The organism is Paenibacillus xylaniclasticus (assembly GCF_004001065.1).
GTDB lineage: Bacteria > Bacillota > Bacilli > Paenibacillales > Paenibacillaceae > Paenibacillus_T > Paenibacillus_T xylaniclasticus.
Map to the genome: position 1 here is coordinate 14,364 of NZ_BIML01000028.1, position 17,865 is coordinate 32,228.

Genomic DNA, 17,865 nt, shown 5'->3' on the forward strand with positions numbered 1-17,865 from the left:
GGTAATCGCATGCAGGAACTTGTTTCCTGATGCTGCGATTACCGGTTTCTTATAAACTTCTTTATCGACTGCTAACGGTCCAATTATCCGCTTCTTGAGTCAGCTTCATTCCAAGCTTCTCCAACCAATGGATTGGCACGAACGCCCTCTCTCCTGCAGATAGTACTTCTGTCTCGACACCGCTTCCCACTGCCTTATATCCTCTTTCCAACAGTAGCGTTCCCTCTGCGGGCCAATGCATCGCTTGTGCGAGCTCCTCATCGGTTACATCTGCTATGCCGCTTAAGACTGTAAAGCTTCGGGTACTTTTATTCCAATCAACCTTAAAGCCGTGAGAGGCCACCGCGTTCAAGTCCACATATCGTTGTTCGCCATGAAGTAGAAGCGGATATTGCGCTGACTCTCCATCCCAGCGCAGCTGTCCACCTTTATGCTCTTGGCTAACGCGCTCAAACTGGCTTTTGACCGGCTCACCTATACGAATACGTTTGTTCAGCTTGCCATTGTCAAGCACCGGTTGTCCACCGATCAACACGTAATGGATACCGCTCGAATACAGCTCCGGGTGCTCGACCGTCGACTGATCGATAATCGTATCGTAGTCGAACACAACAATGTCCGCATCCATTCCTTTAGCGATTCGGCCCTTCTTCTTCAACACCGGCGCCTGCTTCTCTAGTCGCTGTGCGGGAAGCAAACTCGTCTTCGCGATGGCATCCATTAAGCTGATAACCCCTTTATCGCGGGCATACAGTCCGATTGTTCTGGCGAAAGTGCCGGACGCACGAGGATGGTTGTTAAGCCCCGGCTCTAGAATCGCATCGCTGCCGATCATCACATAGTCCGGTTTGATCGATTCCTCGATATCCTCAGGAGGTATCGCATATGCAACCGCAAGCTTGCCCTCCTTCTTATATTGAGCGAACGTTTCCTTTGTCAGTCGCTCGGTCGAGCCTGCCAGCTGCAGATCATGATACGTAATCCGGAACCGCTCCTGCCATCCTTCATCAAACCTTGCCGAGTTCAAATATGTACCCCAGTAATCGTAAGGATAGATACAAGCGGTAATGTCCAGCCCCTCAGCTCTAGCCGCCTCAACCAGAGCAAGCGACTGCTTCATCGAGAACGTCCCGCCTGTGCTGTTAATGTGATCAATATGGACAGACGCTCCCGTCTGACGGGCATAATCGATTAATTCGTTAAGTGCATCGATATTAGTGCCCGGCTCCTCCATATCCGAATATCGGGCATGAAAATATACAGGCACGTTATACTCATGCGCGAGCTCCATAAGAGGCACGATTTCCGGCGCTTTAATGCCCGGCACATACTCCAGACTGAAGGAAATTCCCAGTGCCCCGTCATTGAGCGCCTTCTCTGCCTGATCTCTCAACATGCGGATTTGCTCTTCATTAGCTCCATCGTACCGGCTGAGCCGGAATTGATTTCTCGCCTGCGAATAGAAGAAGCTCGCGCCGAAGTGAAGCGGCGTCTCGTTCCGCTCATAGTACGAATACCACTTGTCCGGTGTTGACGTACCCCCATGCATCGCAATATTGCTCGTTACGCCGTCCGCAATTTTGTTCCAGACGCCGAGAGGATTCGGGTCGTACGACAAATTGTCAATAAAGCCGGGCGCAACGACTAAGCCTTTCGCGTCAATCGTCCGCTTGCCGGTCAATGGCTTCGCCGTCACTGCTCCTATCTTCCCGTCAATAATACCGACGTTCATAACCGCATCCAAGTTTGTCTCTGGATTGATGACTCTTCCGCCGCGAATGACAATATCGTAGCTCCGACTCCTATCGGATTGTGTCGTTAGCGACTCGGCCAATGCAGCACCCGTGAGCGTCGCAGCCGGCAGCACTTCTCCAGCGCGTGAGTTGCCCTCACTCGTAGCGACAGCATACTCATTCGCTCCGTTATGGCCCGCTCGATACGCTTGCGCAGCACTCTCCCCTGCTTCAGACGGACCGGACCATTCACTCCCATCCCGTCCTCCCCACATCAGCCACGCAGCTATAACAATAACCGCCGCTAACCCCGCTGCAATAATGTTCATTGTGCGGAATCGGCGGCGGCGCTTATTGTGCTTCATGATCGGTTTGCCTCCTGTTGCAATAAGTTAGCTATTCATCCAGAATATGCTAACCCTATCGTACTACTCTTAGCGTCGGATCGCAAATCTTCACATGCTGCTCTGCATTTTCGATGAGCCTGCCCATATATTTTTGTCACAATAATCTATAATGTCGCTTCTTCGTACAATACCAATAAATCGGCCCCCATCATCAATAACCGGTACGAAGTTTTGTACTTTCACAAGTGATATCAAATTCCGAATGTCAGCATCAACCTGTACGGGATGATTACTCATTCGAAGCGGCACATCCGCCAGTCTAGCCTTATGCGTCTGATCGAATGACACCTGGTTATTCTTCATATACCATAACAGATCGCCTTCCGTTACTGTTCCAACGTATAACCCTTCACGATCCAAAATCGGTACTGCCGTGTAACGGTGATGCTCCATTCGCTCTAATGTCTGCCTCAGCGTAGCATGAAGTGAGACATGCACAACATCCTGCTTGGGCAATAAGAAAAATGCAATGTTCAACCTTCCGCCCTCCCACACTTGTTTGTTGTCTTTCTTATTTAACTCTCCGAGAGCGTTCCGGCCCGCATTTCCTTCTCGTGCTCGTACTCAGACGGCAGCGGCAGACTTTTCAAGTCAGCAGCCGGATTAAGCCAGCTTTCGATCAGATCGGTTGAAGCGGCCAAATCGTCTTCATCTACGAAGTAATACCATGCGCCGCCGGGTGTAATACGATGACCGTCGCCTGTTAGCGTATGACTGTATAAGGTGCGGTTATCACTTTGCAGCAGCGTTCTGGCAAGTCCGACCATCATCTCCGGCGTCATATCGGTATTAAAGTCATCGCCCATAATGCTGACATACTTCGGAATATCGTTCCATTGGCCAATGCTTGAAGCTTTCTTCATAATCGCATCGAGAAAAGCTTGCTGGCGTCCCGTACGGCTTACGTCGCCCCCTGCATCCTCACGATAACGGACATAGTTAAGCGCCTCCTGCCCGTTATAGGACGGCTGATTCGCCTTTACAACAAACTTCTCATGGTCCTTGCCCGAGTTCACTATATCTTTGCCGATCGGCAGTGAGATTCCCCCCATCGCATCGATTAAATTACGAAATCCGTTGAAGTTAATCGCTGCATAATGGTTAATCGTAATGCCGAACATATTCTCGACTGTTTCGATCGACATCTTCGCTCCGCCATACGCGTATGCGTGCGTGATTTTATCATTCTTATCCTTACCGATTATCTCGGTGTAGGTGTCACGTGGAATCGATATCATCAGCACCGCCTTATCCTTCGGACGAACAACAGCGACAATCATCGTATCTGAGCGTCCCGTCTCGTTCTCCCGCTGATCAACGCCAAGCAGCAGCGCCGTGAACGGATTGCTGCTCGTCATATCTGTATAGCTGATGTTCTGCGCTTCTCGACCGTCGATCGGCTTATATGACTTCTGAAGCTCTTCCTTCACTTGATCTGACAGAAATAGATCAAATCCCCACAGTGCAAGCTTCTCCCGATTGTAATAACCAAACAAGCCTAGAGCAATAATGAATGCCATAATACCGGAAATCCATTTCATTTTACGGTTCAATTTTCGAATCATGATCTAATCTCCTTTTATTTCTATATCCCATTAAACCGTTCACTTCACCATGAAACGCATGCGGCGAAGCAACAGTACATCTTCTTAATTCGTCATAAGCACCCTTCTTCTCTCATATACTAGAAAATATCCAAACCGATTTTGTTAGGTATCCGATTCCCCCTTATGAGAAAGAAAGGAGCTTATCTGATGCTGCCTCCATCCTTCGGACCCGACCGATCATCTACCGGAATGGACGCCAAAGTTGCTGGTATGCTTTGTTACCTCGGCAGCTTTGTTACCGGATTCCTCTTCCTCGTTCTAGAGAAGCAAAGCCGGTTCGTAAAGTTTCACGCCATGCAATCGATTATCGTCTCTGCAACGCTAATTGTCATTCATTTAATACTGGGCATGATCCCTCTTATAGGCTGGTTTGCCGCTGCTCTGCTTGTTCCGGCATCTTTTATTCTATGGCTGGCCCTCATGCTTCTCGCACTTCAGGGCAAATGGGTAAAGCTGCCCGTCATTGGAGATTTCGCTGAGCAGCAAGCCTATAAATTCTAGACGAGTCAAACGAGCAAATAGTTCATCATCATTTCTTTGCACAAAAAAAACAGCCGACTCAGAAGCCGGCTGTTTCTGTATACGATCCTATTCCGTCGTGTACGGAAGCAGAGCGATTTGACGTGCGCGTTTGATCGCTACCGTCAGAAGACGCTGATACTTCGCACTCGTACCCGTCACACGGCGTGGCAAAATTTTGCCGCGTTCGCTGATGAATTTACGGAGCAGATCGGTGTCCTTGTAATCGATGTGCTTGATTTTGTTAACCGTGAAATAGCACACTTTGCGGCGCTTGTTACGGCCTTTGCGACCGCCGAATTTACGTTCTGGACGATCTTGTCCTTCTTCGCGTGGCTTGAAGCTCATGTTCGAACCATCCTTTCATTTAAAATGGCAAATCATCTTCCGAAATATCGATTGGTCGTCCGTCATCCGAGAACGGATCCCGGTTGTCGTTCCGTTGGTTTTGACCGGACCGGCCTCCGCCATACGATCCGCCTCCGCCAGCATTGCCGCCGCTATAACCTCCGCCGCTAAATCCGCCTTCTTCGCGCTGAGCCCCACCTTCACGGTTCGACTCCAAGAAACGAACGTTGTCGGCAATCACTTCTGTTACATAGACGCGTCTGCCTTCGTTGTTCTCATAGTTGCGTACTTGAATACGGCCTTCGACCGCCGTCAAGCGCCCCTTGCGGAGATAGTTCGCACACGTCTCGGCTAACTGCCGCCACGTGACGATCGGAATAAAGTCGGCTTCGCGTTCGCCCCCGCCACTTGTGAATGGCCGGTCGACCGCCAGCGTAAACTGCGTTACTGCGACACCAGCAGGCGTATAGCGCAATTCAGGATCACGCGTCAGTCTGCCAATCAGAATCACACGGTTCAACATTGTGGTAACCTCCCAATCGATACCATGCGTTTAATCAATTAAGCAACATCTTTAACGATGAGCGTACGGATGACTTCATCCGCAATCTTCATGACGCGATCAAGCTCAGCGATAACTTCAACCGGAGCGGAGAAGTTTACGAGAACATAGATACCGTCACGTGCTTTGTTGATCTCATACGCAAGACGGCGCTTACCGATGATGTCAGTTTTCTCGATCTCACCGCCGCCGTTCGTGATGATTGCGTTGAATTTATCAACGATGGCTTGAACATTCTCTTGTTCCACATCCGAACGAAGGATGTACATCACTTCGTATTTGCGCATTTCGATTCACCTCCTCTTGGACTAAAACGGCCCCTATAAAAGGAGCAAGGAGCGAGCGCTAACTCGCATACCATATTACTATACCAAAACGTATCGCCTATGGCAAGCGCCGACCGATAGCCGAATTCTGCCTCACATGCGTTCCTTCCATACAGCGCACACTAGGGCAGAAGCGCTGTTCGTTGCTCGCGCTTCGTACGAATAATGACCATCATACAGGAGGAATCGATATGGGTGAATGGACTTTATTCTCGCCTGGCGACAAAGCGCCTAATGACGGCACCTACATTGAGGATGGCGTCAACTCGTTTCATATGGGCATCAACAATCCGCAAAAAATTAAATTGCGCAAGGGGCAGCGTTTTCCCGAAACGACCAATCATGAGCGCAAGTGGAAGAGACTTCCTAAGCAATAACAATCTCTATTCGAAAATTTAATGATCGATGCATAAACCGGATGCGTGCGGCGCATCATACTATCGACGGCGAAATGAGAGGTGCAAGTCCATTGAACCCGATAAGCAGGTACAAGGAATTGTGAAGAAATAAGACCACGAATGAATAGAAGCGAGGGGTTGTGCCAAAGACTACCGTCTGTAACACCATCGGAGTTTCATTGCGCTGCAAGGCGTCGGATGAAAACGACGAATTCTGCCGCGAATTCGTAACGATGATCCGAAGTTTCTGTCAGAAGTAGTGATCTGTTTCATCCCATCAAATTGCCGTCAAAGGAGCCCTCGGGCTCCTTTTTTAATGGGTTGCTTCTCATTACCTCACTGCGTTCTTCGCTCCTGATGCTCATGTTCCACTCCGCTTCCGCTATCCCGACGTTCGTTTTCTCGTTGTTGCTTTACCCTTCTCTTCTGCATCTATCCTCTGCAATCACATACACAAACACATCATATTTAAATTTATCGTTCTCACTATTTATCTCAACGTGTAGTAACAAATGAAGTTAATCTTTCTCAAGCTGAACAGGGATAATCGAAGGATCATCAATGGGCGGGGACGGTTGCGGGCGTTCGAATTAAGGATGCGGATGCTCGGTGGGACTAGGGAGCGTTAGCGTGGAGCTTTGCCGCGACAGCGGCATGAGCGGGCGGACGGGATGCAGTAGATGAGGTGTGACTTCGCGGTGTCCAGAGGGCGCGAGCCCTTTGAGGCCCTCCCTTGCAGGGAGGGTTTGGGTGGGTAGAATTGCAGAAAAATAAAAAACGGCCCTCAATCAATAATCGAGAACCGTTAATCGCTTATGTATGGCGGAGAAGGTGGGATTCGAACCCACGCACGCTGTGACACGCCTAGCTGATTTCGAGTCAGCCCCCTTGGACCACTTGGGTACCTCTCCGTGGTGAAGACAAGATTTATTCTAACACACGGCAATACCCGATGCAAGTCTTTTTAAATTGTCAGAATTATATTAATTCTTCCCGCTTATTTACTCGTTCGACTGCGCTTCAATGCCATTCGACTGCTGATCAGCTTCCTCTTTAGAGCGAAGCACTTTCTTCAGGTTTTTCTCGAACTTGGCCCGTGGCACCAGCACACTATGCTTACAGCCGACGCACTTGATCCGGATATCCATACCCATTCGAATGATCTCCATTTCGTTCGTGCCGCATGGATGCTGTTTCTTCATCTGTACGATATCACCTAACTGGAATACTTTTCGTTCCATTCTTGTACCTCCTCTCTTCTAAGGCCGCTGATAAGCAACTAATTTCGGATACGGCAGCTCGATTTTATGTTCCTCAAACGCCTTCTTTATGACCGTATTTAATGCCCTTGAAACGGGAGCTTGCATATTCGGCATACATTCCACCGTCACGCGAAGCGTAACCTGTGAAGGACCGAGTGTCTGAACGCCGAGCACCTGCGGCACTCCTACCGCGTATTCCAACTGCAGCGACTCCTGAGATACGACCTCTTTCATAATCGTTATTGCCCGGTCGATATCTTCTTCATAAGCGATAGCGACATCGACGAACGCAACAGCATTATTTACCGAGAAGTTCGTCACCTCATTAATCATTCCGTTCGGAATGATGTGCAGCTCACCCGTCCAGCTCTTAATTCTTGTCGTACGCAAACCGATCATTTCGACCGTCCCCTTGAACGATCCAGTCTGAATAACGTCCCCAACCGCAAATTGATCCTCCAAAATAATAAAGAAGCCCGTAATTACATCCTTCACCAGGCTTTGTGCACCAAAGCCAATCGCCAGACTAACGACGCCTGCCCCTGCCAATAATGGCGCCAAATTCACATTAAACTCCGCCAATATGAGCAAGGCCCCTACAAAATAAATCAAGTATGTCGCTACATTTTTTAATAATTTGCCTACCGTCAGAACGCGTCGGGTATGATTGGCTCGCTTCATCTCTCGGTCAATCATCATACGGTCAATGGACTTATGAATAACAAACTCAACGATTCTGCCGATCAGCAGAATTGCAATGATACGAACGGCTGCAATCCCGACCGTTTTCCACATCACCCCGCTCGTTATCCAGTCACTGAAGTCATTCCACACGGTATGTAAGTCCATAATATACCCGCCTTTCACTTTCGCCTATCTATGTACACAGCCAATTTCCCTTCACCTCAGCCGATCCACCTGCTCGAATTGCCCATCCAACTCACGAAATAGTCCTCGTATCTCAACCTTCTCGGTTTCGATAACATCCCATACACGCGCTTCATCCTCATCCGGAAACCGGATAGACAAAGCGCACCCTGCCGTGATCTGCTTAGGGGTCGGACATAGATCAATCTCTATCTCGATATATTCTAGCAGCATCTCCATCCGCAGCGCCTGCTGAGTGGAATCGAATGCAATTAGCATGCCCAACAACTCCTGTACATTGTGCGGTTAACCATTTGTCCTACCATTTATCAATTTCTAATTGAAATTCATTGCAAATGCCTAATTTCACCAAGACTACAAGTATAAAATGGTTGTCCTAACCATATACTAGTATTACATTACGAGAGGCGGAGGGGATAGTATGAAGCTGTCGTCGTTGTATGAGTCGCCCTTAAAGGTGCCCTATCAAGAGCCCAATGTATCCGGCATACTCACGAATCGTCTGACCGTTCTACTGAATGGACTGTCCGGCAATCAACGTCTTATTGTCGTATGCGTCGGAACCGACCGTTCAACTGGCGACTCGCTCGGTCCGCTGATCGGTACAACGCTTGCGAAATACAGAAGCACTCACTTTGAATTATATGGCACATTAGAGGAGCCGGTCCACGCCATGAACCTTGAGGAAACGCTCAACATCATTCACCGGCACAATCATAATCCTTTCATCATCGGCATCGATGCTTGTCTTGGACAAGTTGCAAGCGTTGGCAATATTCAAGTCGGCATCGGACCGGTAAGGCCCGGCGCCGGCGTGAATAAGCAACTTCCTCCTGTCGGGGATATACACATTACCGGCATTGTAAATGTCGGAGGTTTTATGGAATATTTCGTTCTTCAAAATACTCGTCTTCATCTTGTTATGCGGATGGCTGACGTTATAGCCCACAGCTTATTCTCCGCTATTATGAACTGCCGAACGACAACTAGGCCTGCTGCAACGCCAGACTAACCGCCTTCTTCTCTTCCGGCGTAAGCGGATAAGGAGAGTTCCCTTTCTCGAGCGGTTTCGCATACACATACGTATCCTCACGGCTGTGGAGACCGCTCAATACGATTCCATCCTGCGAATCATTAATAATTGCAAGCGAGAAGCTAAGATCACTACCCTGCTCGGAAAATGCGTTATAACGGTGTACTGCTACTTTACCACATGTCTGGCTTAAAGCTTTGGCAAGAAGCTCCTGCGTTTTGTTGTGCTGTGTCAATTGTTCCTTATGATCGGTCAGTTGCTGCTTCATTTCGGCTAATATTTCTTCCAGGTTCGCTACTCCCGTTTGCCCCATCGCTGCTACATATTGTTTTCTAAGTTTTTTGAGCCGCGCTCCAATTATCGCCATCCATATGATCATGATGACCAACACAACCGCTAATACGACAACCGTTAATTCTAGTGGTGATAGTGCTTCATTCATTCCCTTTCCGCTCCCCCATTGCTTTGCTCCAACTGGCTATACTTTCATGTTCATTATTTATCGTCGTAACGTTCCTGCCGCCTCGACCATTATATGTACCTATAGCCGAGCTTTATTCCACATTATTGATTTGGATAATGCTCTCGAATTTCCCGCATTGCGTCTACAATTGCTTTCACATCATCTTCTGTCGTGAAGCAGCCCACACTCGCTCTAACGGCTCCTATATCAATTGTTCCTGCAGAAGCATGTGCCAGAGGAGTACAATGGTATCCTGCCCGTACCGCAATCCGATAATGCTGATCTAGAATAAACGATAGCTCGGATGCATCCGCTCCCGCCAAATTGAATGATACGATGCCGGTACGCTGCTCTCCAAGGGGCGGACCAAGAATCGTTATTCCCGGTATGGAGGACAAGCCCTCCATCATCAGTTGTGTCAGACGCCATTCCTTAGTATGGATTGTTTCAACGGTCTCATGCAAAATGTAGCTGACACCTGCGGCAAGACCTGCTAATCCCGGTGTATTCGGCGTCCCAGCTTCATACCGGTCTGGACGCACATTCGGCTGCTCCGGCGCCTCGGATTGGCTGCCTGTACCGCCATGCAGCAGCGGTGTTAGCTCCAGGTCTGGATGAATATATAGCCCTCCCGTTCCTTGTGGCCCTAACAGCCCCTTATGGCCTGGAAATGCAAGCATATCAATCCCCATTGCGCCCACATCAATTGGCAATATTCCCGCACTTTGCGCTGCATCGACAAGCAGCTTAACCCCGTGTTTTCGGCAAATGACTCCTATATCCGCTACCGGCGTAATCGAGCCGAGCAGATTCGAGCTGTGGTTCACAATAACTAAGGTCGTTGCCGGAACGATAGCCTCCTCAATTCGCTTCGGCTCAATATGTCCCGTTAGATCCGCATCAATGTAAGTCACATTTATTCCAATCGCCTGCTTCAAATATTCCAAAGGTCTGCGTACAGAGTTATGCTCCACCGCCGTTGAAATAACATGATCGCCCGGCCTCAAAAACCCTTTAATCGCTAGATTAAGCGCGGTAGTCGTGTTAAGCGAGAATGCAATATCATTCGGATTGCCGATTCGGAACAGCTTCGCCAATTGCTTACGCGCCTGAAATATATGGCGGCTCGACTTTACCGCCATCGCATGACTGCCCCTCCCCGGATTAGCGGTATCATATAGCATCGCATCTCTGACCGCGTCAATAACGGCTGGCGGCTTCGGCCACGACGTCGCCGCATGATCCAAATAAATGACCGACTGCTGCTCCATAAGAGTCCCCTCTTCCGCATCATAACTTATTTCCGAACCAGCTGCGCACCCCAAAAACGCCAACAATAGCATACCCGCGCCAACTATCCCGTTCAGGAATATTATAGCTCAGGCATGCTATCGCTGGTGTTTACTGCTATAAATCATCCGTTATGCTAACTGCTGCAGAAGCTCCAACAACCGCTCCAAATCTTGCTTATTGTAATATAACAGCTCGATACGACCTTTATCCTTCTGCTGTTTCACACGAACGGTGGTCTTAAAGCGATCACGCAGCGATTCTTCTACGCTTTCAATATATGGATCGCGTTTTTTCTGCCGTGTCTTCTCCTTCTCCGGCTGCTTCTCCGGCTGTTTCTGGATCGCAGCTTCAAGCTCCCGTACACTCCACTCGTGCTCAATTGTCAGGCGAGCAAACTCCAGCTGCTGCTTCGGATCTTTAATACCGACAATCGCGCGTGCATGCCCCATTGATAATGTTCCACGTGAAACATCTTCCTTAATGCTTGTCGGAAGAGTCAGCAGCCTTAGAAAGTTAGCAATGTGGGAACGGGACTTTCCAACCTTCATCGACAGCTCCTCTTGCGTTAATTCGAACTTGTCCATCAGTGCTTGATAAGCAATCGCTGTTTCGATCGCATTCAAGTCCTCACGCTGCAAGTTCTCAATTAACGCAATCTCCATGACCTGTTGATCCGTGAATGTTCGAACAACTGCCGGAATCGACGTATTGCCGCACAGCTGGGACGCCCGAAACCGCCGTTCACCCGCAATTATCTCATAACCTTTCAGTACCGTGCGAACAATAATCGGCTGTATGACCCCATGCTGCTTGATCGACTCGGCTAATTCTTTAATCGAATCCTCATCGAACGTCTTACGCGGCTGATAAGGGTTCGGACGCAGCTGCGATAATGGAACTTCAATGACTTTATCGTCATCCTTAACCGATAGTGATGGAATCAGTGCATCAAGACCTCTACCTAGCCGCTTGCTCATACATAATCACTTCCTTCGCCAGTTCGAGATACACTTCCGCTCCTTTGGAGCGCGGATCATAGGTGATTATCGCTTGTCCGTGCGAAGGCGCTTCGCTTAACCGAACGTTGCGAGGAATAATCGTCTGGTAAACCTTTTGTTGGAAATACTTTTTCACTTCTTCAATTACTTGAATGCCAAGGTTCGTTCTCGCATCGAACATCGTGAGCAGCACGCCCTCGATTTGAAGATTCGTGTTCAAATGCTTCTGAACTAGACGAACCGTATTCAATAATTGACTCAGGCCCTCAAGAGCATAATATTCACATTGAATCGGAATAAGGACAGAATCAGCCGCTGTCAGTGAATTGATCGTCAGCAATCCAAGTGAAGGCGGACAATCGATTAGAATGTAATCATAGTCCGGTTTCAATTGATGGAGCGCTCGCTTTAATCGGACTTCCCGCGAGATCGTGGACACCATCTCGATCTCTGCTCCAGCCAATTGAATTGTCGCCGGTATGACATCCAGTCCCGGAATTGCCGTCTTAGCGACCGCATCCTTCGGTGGAACCTCATTAACTAAAATGTCATAGATACAATTCTCAACGTCCGCTTTATTAATTCCAATACCACTCGTCGTATTGCCCTGAGGATCAATATCAACGAGCAGCACACGCTTGCCGAGCGACGCCATACAAGCGCCCAAATTAACGGACGTTGTCGTTTTTCCGACACCGCCCTTCTGATTTGTGATGGCAATTATTTTAGCCAATCCGGTTCACCTCTTGTAAGTATGCAATCTAAAATGTCCGAAAATCAGAAAAAGCGGCTGTGTCGGCCGCTTTCGCCAGGCAATAAATCGAACTAGCTACCCTATTACAGTTTAACGCTTAGGTATATGAATTACAATTTCATAATGATCTTCTCGATCATTTTCTTTGGTTTCGATTTTCAGACCGGAGGACGTTACCATGTCAATGGATTGCCGGATCGTATTCAAGGCGAGTCGAACATCCTTCGTGAACGAAATTCGGCGAGCTTTCTTCGTCTTCGATGCTTCCTTATAGAAGGCAACTCGCGCTTCCGTCTGTTTCACATTCAGTTCTTTCGAAATGATATCGCCAAGTACTTTCTCCTGCAGTTCATCCGTATCGAGCGACAACAGTGCCCTTGCATGACGTTCCGTAATTTTGCGTTCCATAAGCGCATTTTTAACCGGCTCACTCAGCCCTAGCAGTCGAATCTTATTAGCAATCGTCGATTGGCTCTTACCGAGCCGCTGCGCCAAGCTTTCCTGCGTCAGTTGATGTAGATCAATCAACTTCTGATAAGCGACTGCTTCCTCTAAAGCCGTCAATCCTTCGCGCTGCAAGTTTTCAATTAATGCGATCGATGCCGCTTGAGAATCGTTGAATTCACGTACGATAGCTGGTATCCGTTCGAGCCCAAGCTTAGTAACGGCACGCCAACGCCGCTCCCCTGCAATAATCTCGTAACGTCCATTACGCTGACGTACAACGATTGGCTGAATAACGCCGTGTGTTTTAATCGTCTGGCACAGCTCTTCGATACGCTCATCATCAAATATAGTACGCGGTTGATAAGGACTCGTATCGATGTCGGCAATCGGAATTTGCTTTACTTCGTCCGACCCCGCATTGTTACGTTGATCGGCTAGACCGAACAACCGAGAAAACTGTTCTTTCATAACGTCAACAACCACCCGATTTCAATATACCGATGTCCGTTCATCTCATCAATCTTAGTTGTGCAGCCGAATTCCAACTTGCCCTTATAACATTCGATGAGGAAATCTTCATTTCCTGCTTGACATCTGTTTCGTCACAAAAAGTTTGCCGTGAATGTTTCACGTGAAACATTCACGGCAATATCGATTAGCCATTATAAGATAGGCTGCTTCAATGGAGTTCCCGCCTTGCGTGGATATTTGCGCGGCGTGCTGTCCGTCTTGGCAATCAATACGATATGCCGCTCTGACAGTTCGAACGGAAGTGTCATCGACTCCACGCGAAGCAGCTTACCCTTCAACTCACGGAGGCTGACCGCTGCTTCCTGCAGTTCCTCCGTCGGGTCGCCGCCTTTCATGGCCGCGAATATTCCCCCCTTAACTACGAACGGAAGACAGAACTCATTCAATACGTTAAGCCGGGCAACAGCTCTAGCCGTAACAAGATCGTATCGGTCGCGGTGTTCTGAGAGACGAGCAACGTCCTCCGCCCTGCCATGCAAGCAATTAACGTCGGTCAACCCAAGCTCCTGTACAACGTGCCGCAGAAATGAGATTCGCTTGTTCAAGGAATCTACGATCGTCACCTTCAAATGAGGGAAACATATTTTGATCGGCAGGCTTGGAAAGCCCGCTCCCGACCCAATATCAGCAATGCTTTCCGCTTCATTCATATTCGTATAGAACGCCAGTGATATCGAGTCATAAAAATGTTTCTCATATACAGCCTCGCGCTCCGTAATACCAGTTAAATTCATTTTCTCGTTCCACTCGACCAATAGCCGGTAGTACGCTTCGAATTGGTTCAGCTGTTCCTCGGACAACGATATCCCTCGTGCTGCGAGCTTATCAGTGAACCATGTCCACGTCTGATCCATTCTCCCCGTTACCCCCGTGCAGCCCGGGCAGCCGTCACCCGATTATAATGCTCCAAGTAAACGAGCAGAATCGATATATCGGCAGGTGTGACACCTGCGATACGGGAGGCTTGCCCGATCGAAAGCGGACGAATCTGCGACAGGTTCGTTTTGGCCTCATTCGCAAGTCCATGAACATCGAAATAATCGATATCGTCTGGTATACGCTTTTTCTCCATTCGGTTCATCCGCTCAACTTGTTGAAGCTGCTTCTCAATATAGCCGCTGTATTTCACCTGAATTTCAACCTGTTCCTTCATCTCCTCGGTTAATTCATAAGGAGATGGTGTCAGCCGCTCTATATGTGCATACGTCACCTCTGGACGAAGGAGCAGCAGAAGCGCAGAGGAACCGCCCGTCATCGGAGCAGAGCCAATCTCCGCAAGAAGGGACTGTGCCGCCTCATCTGCACGTATTTTCGTCGAACGAAGACGCTCGATCTCTTGCTCAACAAGATTTTTCTTATTCAGAAAACGATCGTACCTCTCCTGCGGAATAAGACCGATTTCGTAACCAAGCGGCGTCAGGCGCAAGTCTGCATTATCGTGGCGAAGAAGCAAGCGGTACTCGGCACGCGACGTCAACAGACGGTACGGCTCCGTCGTACCTTTCGTCACCAGATCGTCGATCATAACGCCAATATAGCCCTGCGAGCGTTCAATAATAACAGGCTCCTTGCCCTGTGCTTTGCGAGCAGCGTTAATGCCTGCAACAATTCCTTGTCCGCCCGCTTCCTCATATCCGCTCGTTCCGTTAATTTGCCCTGCTGTGAACAAGCCTTCAATCAATTTCGTCTCAAGCGTCGGCCACAGCTGAGTCGGAACAACCGCATCATACTCAATCGCGTAACCCGTCCGCATCATTTCGACCTGCTCAAGACCTGGAATAGAGCGAAGAATGTTCAACTGCACATCCTCCGGCATACTTGTTGACAGCCCTTGCACATAGTACTCCGACGTGTTCTTACCTTCCGGTTCGAGAAAGATTTGATGCTTCGGCTTATCCGCGAAACGAACGATTTTGTCCTCGATCGACGGGCAATAGCGTGGTCCTGTTCCCTCAATCGCTCCCGAGAACATTGGTGCACGGTGCAAGTTGTCGTTAATGATCTGATGCGTCGTCTCGGACGTATAAGTCAGCCAGCAAGGCAGTTGTTCGTTGTCCGAGCTTACCGTCTCATAAGAGAAAAACTTCGGTTTATCATCGCCCGGCTGAATTTCCGTCTTGCTGAAATCAATCGTATCACCGTGTACACGCGGCGGTGTCCCCGTCTTGAAGCGAACAAGCTGGAAGCCGAGATCTTTCAAGCACTGCGACAGCTTCACAGATGGCTGCTGGTTATTAGGACCGCTCTCATACATAAGCTCTCCGATAATAATTTTGCCGCGCAGATAAGTCCCCGTAGTAATGACGACCGTCTTCGAGCGATATTCCGCGCCTGTCTTCGTAATCACACCGACGCAGCGCCCATCTTCGACGATCAACTCCTCTACCATACCTTGTCGCAGCGTAAGATGATCCGTTTCTTCAATCGTTTTCTTCATCATATGCTGATAATCGAACTTATCAGCCTGCGCGCGCAGCGCATGAACCGCAGGCCCCTTCCCTGTGTTCAACATGCGCATTTGGATAAACGTTTTATCGATGTTGCGTCCCATTTCACCGCCGAGCGCGTCAATTTCTCGAACAACATGGCCTTTAGCAGGTCCGCCTATCGACGGATTACAAGGCATAAAGGCGACCATATCGAGGTTGATCGTCAAGAGCAGCGTCTCACAGCCCATACGGGCGGCGGCCAATGCTGCTTCACATCCGGCATGACCGGCGCCTACGACGATAACGTCGTAGCTTCCTCCGAGATAACCCATTGTAAATCCTCCTATTTAAATTCAATTTATTAAAACCGGATAATGGATCAATGCATAAACCAATCCATTATTTAACCTGCTTACTTGCCGAGACAGAATTGCGAGAAAATTTGATCTAGCAGCGACTCGCCCGCGGCATCTCCAATCACTTCACCAAGCAGTTCCCATGCTTGTTGGACATCAATCTGTATAATATCGATCGGCACACCCATATGTGTCGCCTCAATTGCATCAAGCAGCGATTGCCTTGCACGCTCCAATAGCGAAATATGCCGAACATTCGTGACGTATGTCAAATCATTCGATTCAATTCGCCCTCCGAAGAACAGATCGCTGATGACCTGCTCCAACCGGTCGACTCCTTTATCCTCCAGAACGGACATCGACACGATCCGCTCCGCCGGGAACACTCTCTCCACCTCGGACACGTCAAGCTGACGAGGAAGATCGGTTTTGTTCAAAATGACGACAACCTGACGGCCTGCTAACCGCTCCATCAGCTCACGGTCATCTTCATGCAGAGGCTCGTTCTGGTTCAAAACGTACAGAATCAGGTCTGCATCCTCCAGCGCAGAGCGCGACCGCTCTACGCCGATCCGCTCGACCACATCTGAAGTCTCCCGAATACCTGCGGTATCAAGTAGACGCAACGGTATGCCGTTTACCGTGACGAACTCCTCAATGACATCCCGCGTCGTACCCGGAATATCGGTCACAATGGCTTTATTCGAACGCGACAGCGCATTAAGCAGCGACGACTTGCCGACGTTCGGCCGTCCTACAATGGCAGTCACGATACCTTCACGCAATATTTTGCCTTCCGAAGCCGTCTTCAGCAGCAGATTTACACCTTCAAGTGCTTGTCCGCAATGCTCTCGAATGAATGCACTTGTCAGTTCTTCGACGTCATGCTCAGGATAGTCAATATTGACCTCCACATGCGCGATGACTTCAAGAATACGCTGCCGGAGCTCAATGATTCGCCGAGACAGCGCTCCTTCTGATTGCTTCATCGCGACGGAGAACGCCCGGTCCGACTTGGATCGAATCAGATCAATGACTGCTTCCGCTTGCGTTAAGTCGATCCTTCCGTTCAGAAATGCGCGCTTCGTAAATTCGCCCGGCTCCGCAAGCCGTATCCCCTCCTGCCGAAGTACCAGCTGCAGTACATTACGCGCTGCAATTACGCCGCCGTGCGTACCAATCTCGACTACATCCTCACCGGTAAACGAACGAGGCCCACGCATTAGGGTGACCAGCACTTCCTCCACCCGGCTGCCTGTCATAGGGTCCACTATATGACCATAATGAACCGTATGCGTAGCCGCTGACTCAAAATCCGCCTTCGTCTTAAAGATGGCGGCTGTTCGAGCAATCGCGTCAGGCCCGCTAATACGAATGACGGCGATACTGCCTTCGCCGACCGCCGTCGCAATTGCCGCTATTGTATCATGAGACATTACCATGATGAAACGCTCCTCATAAAAAACAGCAATGACTATAAGAGCCATTGCTGCGAATAATGCGCCACTTCA

General features: G+C 49.2%; 20 protein-coding genes and 1 tRNA gene. 3 read left to right on the forward strand and 18 right to left on the reverse strand.

All coding sequences use genetic code 11. From position 1 onward, the window contains the following. Positions 1-61 precede the first annotated feature (61 nt). The 3 genes from PXY01_RS18565 to PXY01_RS18575 all read right to left on the reverse strand — a co-directional run bounded on the left by PXY01_RS18565 (position 62) and on the right by PXY01_RS18575 (position 3,705). Entirely contained in the window at positions 62-2,098 is a 2,037-nt protein-coding gene (locus PXY01_RS18565) for an amidohydrolase family protein (protein WP_127572027.1), read from the reverse strand. Between the two features lie 90 nt (positions 2,099-2,188). Beyond that, the gene (locus PXY01_RS18570; protein ID WP_127572029.1) at positions 2,189-2,617 is read right to left on the reverse strand and encodes a CBS domain-containing protein; all 429 of its coding nucleotides are present in this window, start codon (positions 2,615-2,617) and stop codon (positions 2,189-2,191) included. A gap of 38 nt (positions 2,618-2,655) precedes the next feature. Beyond that, positions 2,656-3,705, reverse strand: a complete 1,050-nt coding sequence (locus tag PXY01_RS18575; protein WP_174721850.1) for an LCP family protein — start codon at positions 3,703-3,705, stop codon at positions 2,656-2,658. Positions 3,706-3,894: 189 nt separating this feature from the next. Between PXY01_RS18575 and PXY01_RS18580 the strand changes: the two genes are divergently transcribed. Continuing rightward, entirely contained in the window at positions 3,895-4,248 is a 354-nt protein-coding gene (locus PXY01_RS18580; RefSeq protein WP_127572031.1) for a DUF4870 domain-containing protein, read from the forward strand. A gap of 87 nt (positions 4,249-4,335) precedes the next feature. Here PXY01_RS18580 and rpsR read toward each other — a convergent pair whose 3' ends face one another. The 3 genes from rpsR to rpsF are packed head-to-tail and all read right to left on the reverse strand — an operon-like array spanning position 4,336 to position 5,463. Continuing rightward, a complete protein-coding gene (gene rpsR / locus PXY01_RS18585) occupies positions 4,336-4,614 on the reverse strand; it encodes a 30S ribosomal protein S18 (RefSeq protein WP_127572033.1) in 279 nt (92 codons plus the stop codon). Between the two features lie 19 nt (positions 4,615-4,633). Continuing rightward, positions 4,634-5,137: a single-stranded DNA-binding protein gene (gene ssb, locus PXY01_RS18590; RefSeq protein ID WP_127572035.1), complete on the reverse strand. Its 504-nt coding sequence runs from the start codon at positions 5,135-5,137 to the stop codon at positions 4,634-4,636. Between the two features lie 38 nt (positions 5,138-5,175). Beyond that, positions 5,176-5,463 (reverse strand): 30S ribosomal protein S6, encoded by a 288-nt coding sequence (rpsF, locus tag PXY01_RS18595; protein WP_127572037.1) that lies wholly within the window; start codon positions 5,461-5,463, stop codon positions 5,176-5,178. Positions 5,464-5,693: 230 nt separating this feature from the next. Between rpsF and PXY01_RS18600 the strand changes: the two genes are divergently transcribed. Then, positions 5,694-5,879 carry a YjzC family protein gene (locus PXY01_RS18600; RefSeq protein ID WP_127572039.1) on the forward strand — a complete coding sequence of 62 codons (186 nt, stop codon included), beginning with the start codon at positions 5,694-5,696 and terminating at the stop codon, positions 5,877-5,879. An 841-nt stretch (positions 5,880-6,720) separates the two neighbouring features. Here PXY01_RS18600 and PXY01_RS18605 read toward each other — a convergent pair. From PXY01_RS18605 to PXY01_RS18620, 4 genes are all read right to left on the reverse strand, one after another. Then, positions 6,721-6,811, reverse strand: a tRNA-Ser gene (locus tag PXY01_RS18605). A gap of 90 nt (positions 6,812-6,901) precedes the next feature. Continuing rightward, positions 6,902-7,141, reverse strand: a complete 240-nt coding sequence (locus tag PXY01_RS18610) for a DUF951 domain-containing protein (protein WP_127572041.1) — start codon at positions 7,139-7,141, stop codon at positions 6,902-6,904. An 18-nt stretch (positions 7,142-7,159) separates the two neighbouring features. Next, entirely contained in the window at positions 7,160-8,011 is an 852-nt protein-coding gene (locus tag PXY01_RS18615; RefSeq protein ID WP_127572043.1) for a mechanosensitive ion channel family protein, read from the reverse strand. 51 nt (positions 8,012-8,062) lie between these two features. After that, a complete protein-coding gene (locus tag PXY01_RS18620; RefSeq protein WP_174721851.1) occupies positions 8,063-8,308 on the reverse strand; it encodes a putative Se/S carrier protein in 246 nt (81 codons plus the stop codon). A 163-nt stretch (positions 8,309-8,471) separates the two neighbouring features. Here PXY01_RS18620 and yyaC point away from each other — a divergent pair, with 163 nt between their 5' ends. Further along, positions 8,472-9,062 carry a spore protease YyaC gene (gene yyaC, locus PXY01_RS18625; protein ID WP_127572047.1) on the forward strand — a complete coding sequence of 197 codons (591 nt, stop codon included), beginning with the start codon at positions 8,472-8,474 and terminating at the stop codon, positions 9,060-9,062. Here yyaC and PXY01_RS18630 read toward each other — a convergent pair. From PXY01_RS18630 to mnmE, 8 genes are all read right to left on the reverse strand, one after another. Continuing rightward, positions 9,037-9,525, reverse strand: coding sequence for a DUF4446 family protein (locus tag PXY01_RS18630; RefSeq protein WP_127572049.1), 489 nt, complete (start codon positions 9,523-9,525; stop codon positions 9,037-9,039). The genes yyaC and PXY01_RS18630 overlap by 26 nt on opposite strands. 122 nt (positions 9,526-9,647) lie before the next feature. Beyond that, the gene (locus PXY01_RS18635; protein ID WP_127572051.1) at positions 9,648-10,817 is read right to left on the reverse strand and encodes an aminotransferase class V-fold PLP-dependent enzyme; all 1,170 of its coding nucleotides are present in this window, start codon (positions 10,815-10,817) and stop codon (positions 9,648-9,650) included. A 150-nt stretch (positions 10,818-10,967) separates the two neighbouring features. After that, positions 10,968-11,816: a ParB/RepB/Spo0J family partition protein gene (locus PXY01_RS18640; RefSeq protein WP_127572053.1), complete on the reverse strand. Its 849-nt coding sequence runs from the start codon at positions 11,814-11,816 to the stop codon at positions 10,968-10,970. Further along, positions 11,797-12,570 carry a ParA family protein gene (locus tag PXY01_RS18645; RefSeq protein WP_127572055.1) on the reverse strand — a complete coding sequence of 258 codons (774 nt, stop codon included), beginning with the start codon at positions 12,568-12,570 and terminating at the stop codon, positions 11,797-11,799. The genes PXY01_RS18640 and PXY01_RS18645 overlap by 20 nt, the downstream gene beginning before the upstream one ends. Positions 12,571-12,681: 111 nt before the next feature. After that, entirely contained in the window at positions 12,682-13,506 is an 825-nt protein-coding gene (gene noc, locus PXY01_RS18650) for a nucleoid occlusion protein (protein WP_127572057.1), read from the reverse strand. A 194-nt stretch (positions 13,507-13,700) separates the two neighbouring features. Beyond that, entirely contained in the window at positions 13,701-14,423 is a 723-nt protein-coding gene (gene rsmG, locus PXY01_RS18655; protein WP_127572059.1) for a 16S rRNA (guanine(527)-N(7))-methyltransferase RsmG, read from the reverse strand. 8 nt (positions 14,424-14,431) lie between these two features. Continuing rightward, positions 14,432-16,330 carry a tRNA uridine-5-carboxymethylaminomethyl(34) synthesis enzyme MnmG gene (gene mnmG / locus PXY01_RS18660; RefSeq protein WP_127572061.1) on the reverse strand — a complete coding sequence of 633 codons (1,899 nt, stop codon included), beginning with the start codon at positions 16,328-16,330 and terminating at the stop codon, positions 14,432-14,434. An 80-nt stretch (positions 16,331-16,410) separates the two neighbouring features. Then, complete coding sequence (mnmE, locus tag PXY01_RS18665; protein ID WP_127572086.1) at positions 16,411-17,790, reverse strand: tRNA uridine-5-carboxymethylaminomethyl(34) synthesis GTPase MnmE; 1,380 nt, start codon at positions 17,788-17,790, stop codon at positions 16,411-16,413. Positions 17,791-17,865: the final 75 nt, after the last annotated feature.

Coding starts and splice junctions, on each gene's coding strand:
- PXY01_RS18565 (WP_127572027.1), bottom strand. CDS start 2,098: ATGAAGCACAATAAGCGCCGCCGCCGATTCCGCACAATGAACATTATT.
- PXY01_RS18575 (WP_174721850.1), bottom strand. CDS start 3,705: ATGATTCGAAAATTGAACCGTAAAATGAAATGGATTTCCGGTATTATG.
- PXY01_RS18580 (WP_127572031.1), top strand. CDS start 3,895: ATGCTGCCTCCATCCTTCGGACCCGACCGATCATCTACCGGAATGGAC.
- rpsR (WP_127572033.1), bottom strand. CDS start 4,614: ATGAGCTTCAAGCCACGCGAAGAAGGACAAGATCGTCCAGAACGTAAA.
- ssb (WP_127572035.1), bottom strand. CDS start 5,137: ATGTTGAACCGTGTGATTCTGATTGGCAGACTGACGCGTGATCCTGAA.
- rpsF (WP_127572037.1), bottom strand. CDS start 5,463: ATGCGCAAATACGAAGTGATGTACATCCTTCGTTCGGATGTGGAACAA.
- PXY01_RS18600 (WP_127572039.1), top strand. CDS start 5,694: ATGGGTGAATGGACTTTATTCTCGCCTGGCGACAAAGCGCCTAATGAC.
- PXY01_RS18610 (WP_127572041.1), bottom strand. CDS start 7,141: ATGGAACGAAAAGTATTCCAGTTAGGTGATATCGTACAGATGAAGAAA.
- PXY01_RS18615 (WP_127572043.1), bottom strand. CDS start 8,011: ATGGACTTACATACCGTGTGGAATGACTTCAGTGACTGGATAACGAGC.
- PXY01_RS18620 (WP_174721851.1), bottom strand. CDS start 8,308: ATGCTAATTGCATTCGATTCCACTCAGCAGGCGCTGCGGATGGAGATG.
- yyaC (WP_127572047.1), top strand. CDS start 8,472: ATGAAGCTGTCGTCGTTGTATGAGTCGCCCTTAAAGGTGCCCTATCAA.
- PXY01_RS18630 (WP_127572049.1), bottom strand. CDS start 9,525: ATGAATGAAGCACTATCACCACTAGAATTAACGGTTGTCGTATTAGCG.
- PXY01_RS18635 (WP_127572051.1), bottom strand. CDS start 10,817: ATGGAGCAGCAGTCGGTCATTTATTTGGATCATGCGGCGACGTCGTGG.
- PXY01_RS18640 (WP_127572053.1), bottom strand. CDS start 11,816: ATGAGCAAGCGGCTAGGTAGAGGTCTTGATGCACTGATTCCATCACTA.
- noc (WP_127572057.1), bottom strand. CDS start 13,506: ATGAAAGAACAGTTTTCTCGGTTGTTCGGTCTAGCCGATCAACGTAAC.
- rsmG (WP_127572059.1), bottom strand. CDS start 14,423: ATGGATCAGACGTGGACATGGTTCACTGATAAGCTCGCAGCACGAGGG.
- mnmG (WP_127572061.1), bottom strand. CDS start 16,330: ATGGGTTATCTCGGAGGAAGCTACGACGTTATCGTCGTAGGCGCCGGT.
- mnmE (WP_127572086.1), bottom strand. CDS start 17,790: ATGTCTCATGATACAATAGCGGCAATTGCGACGGCGGTCGGCGAAGGC.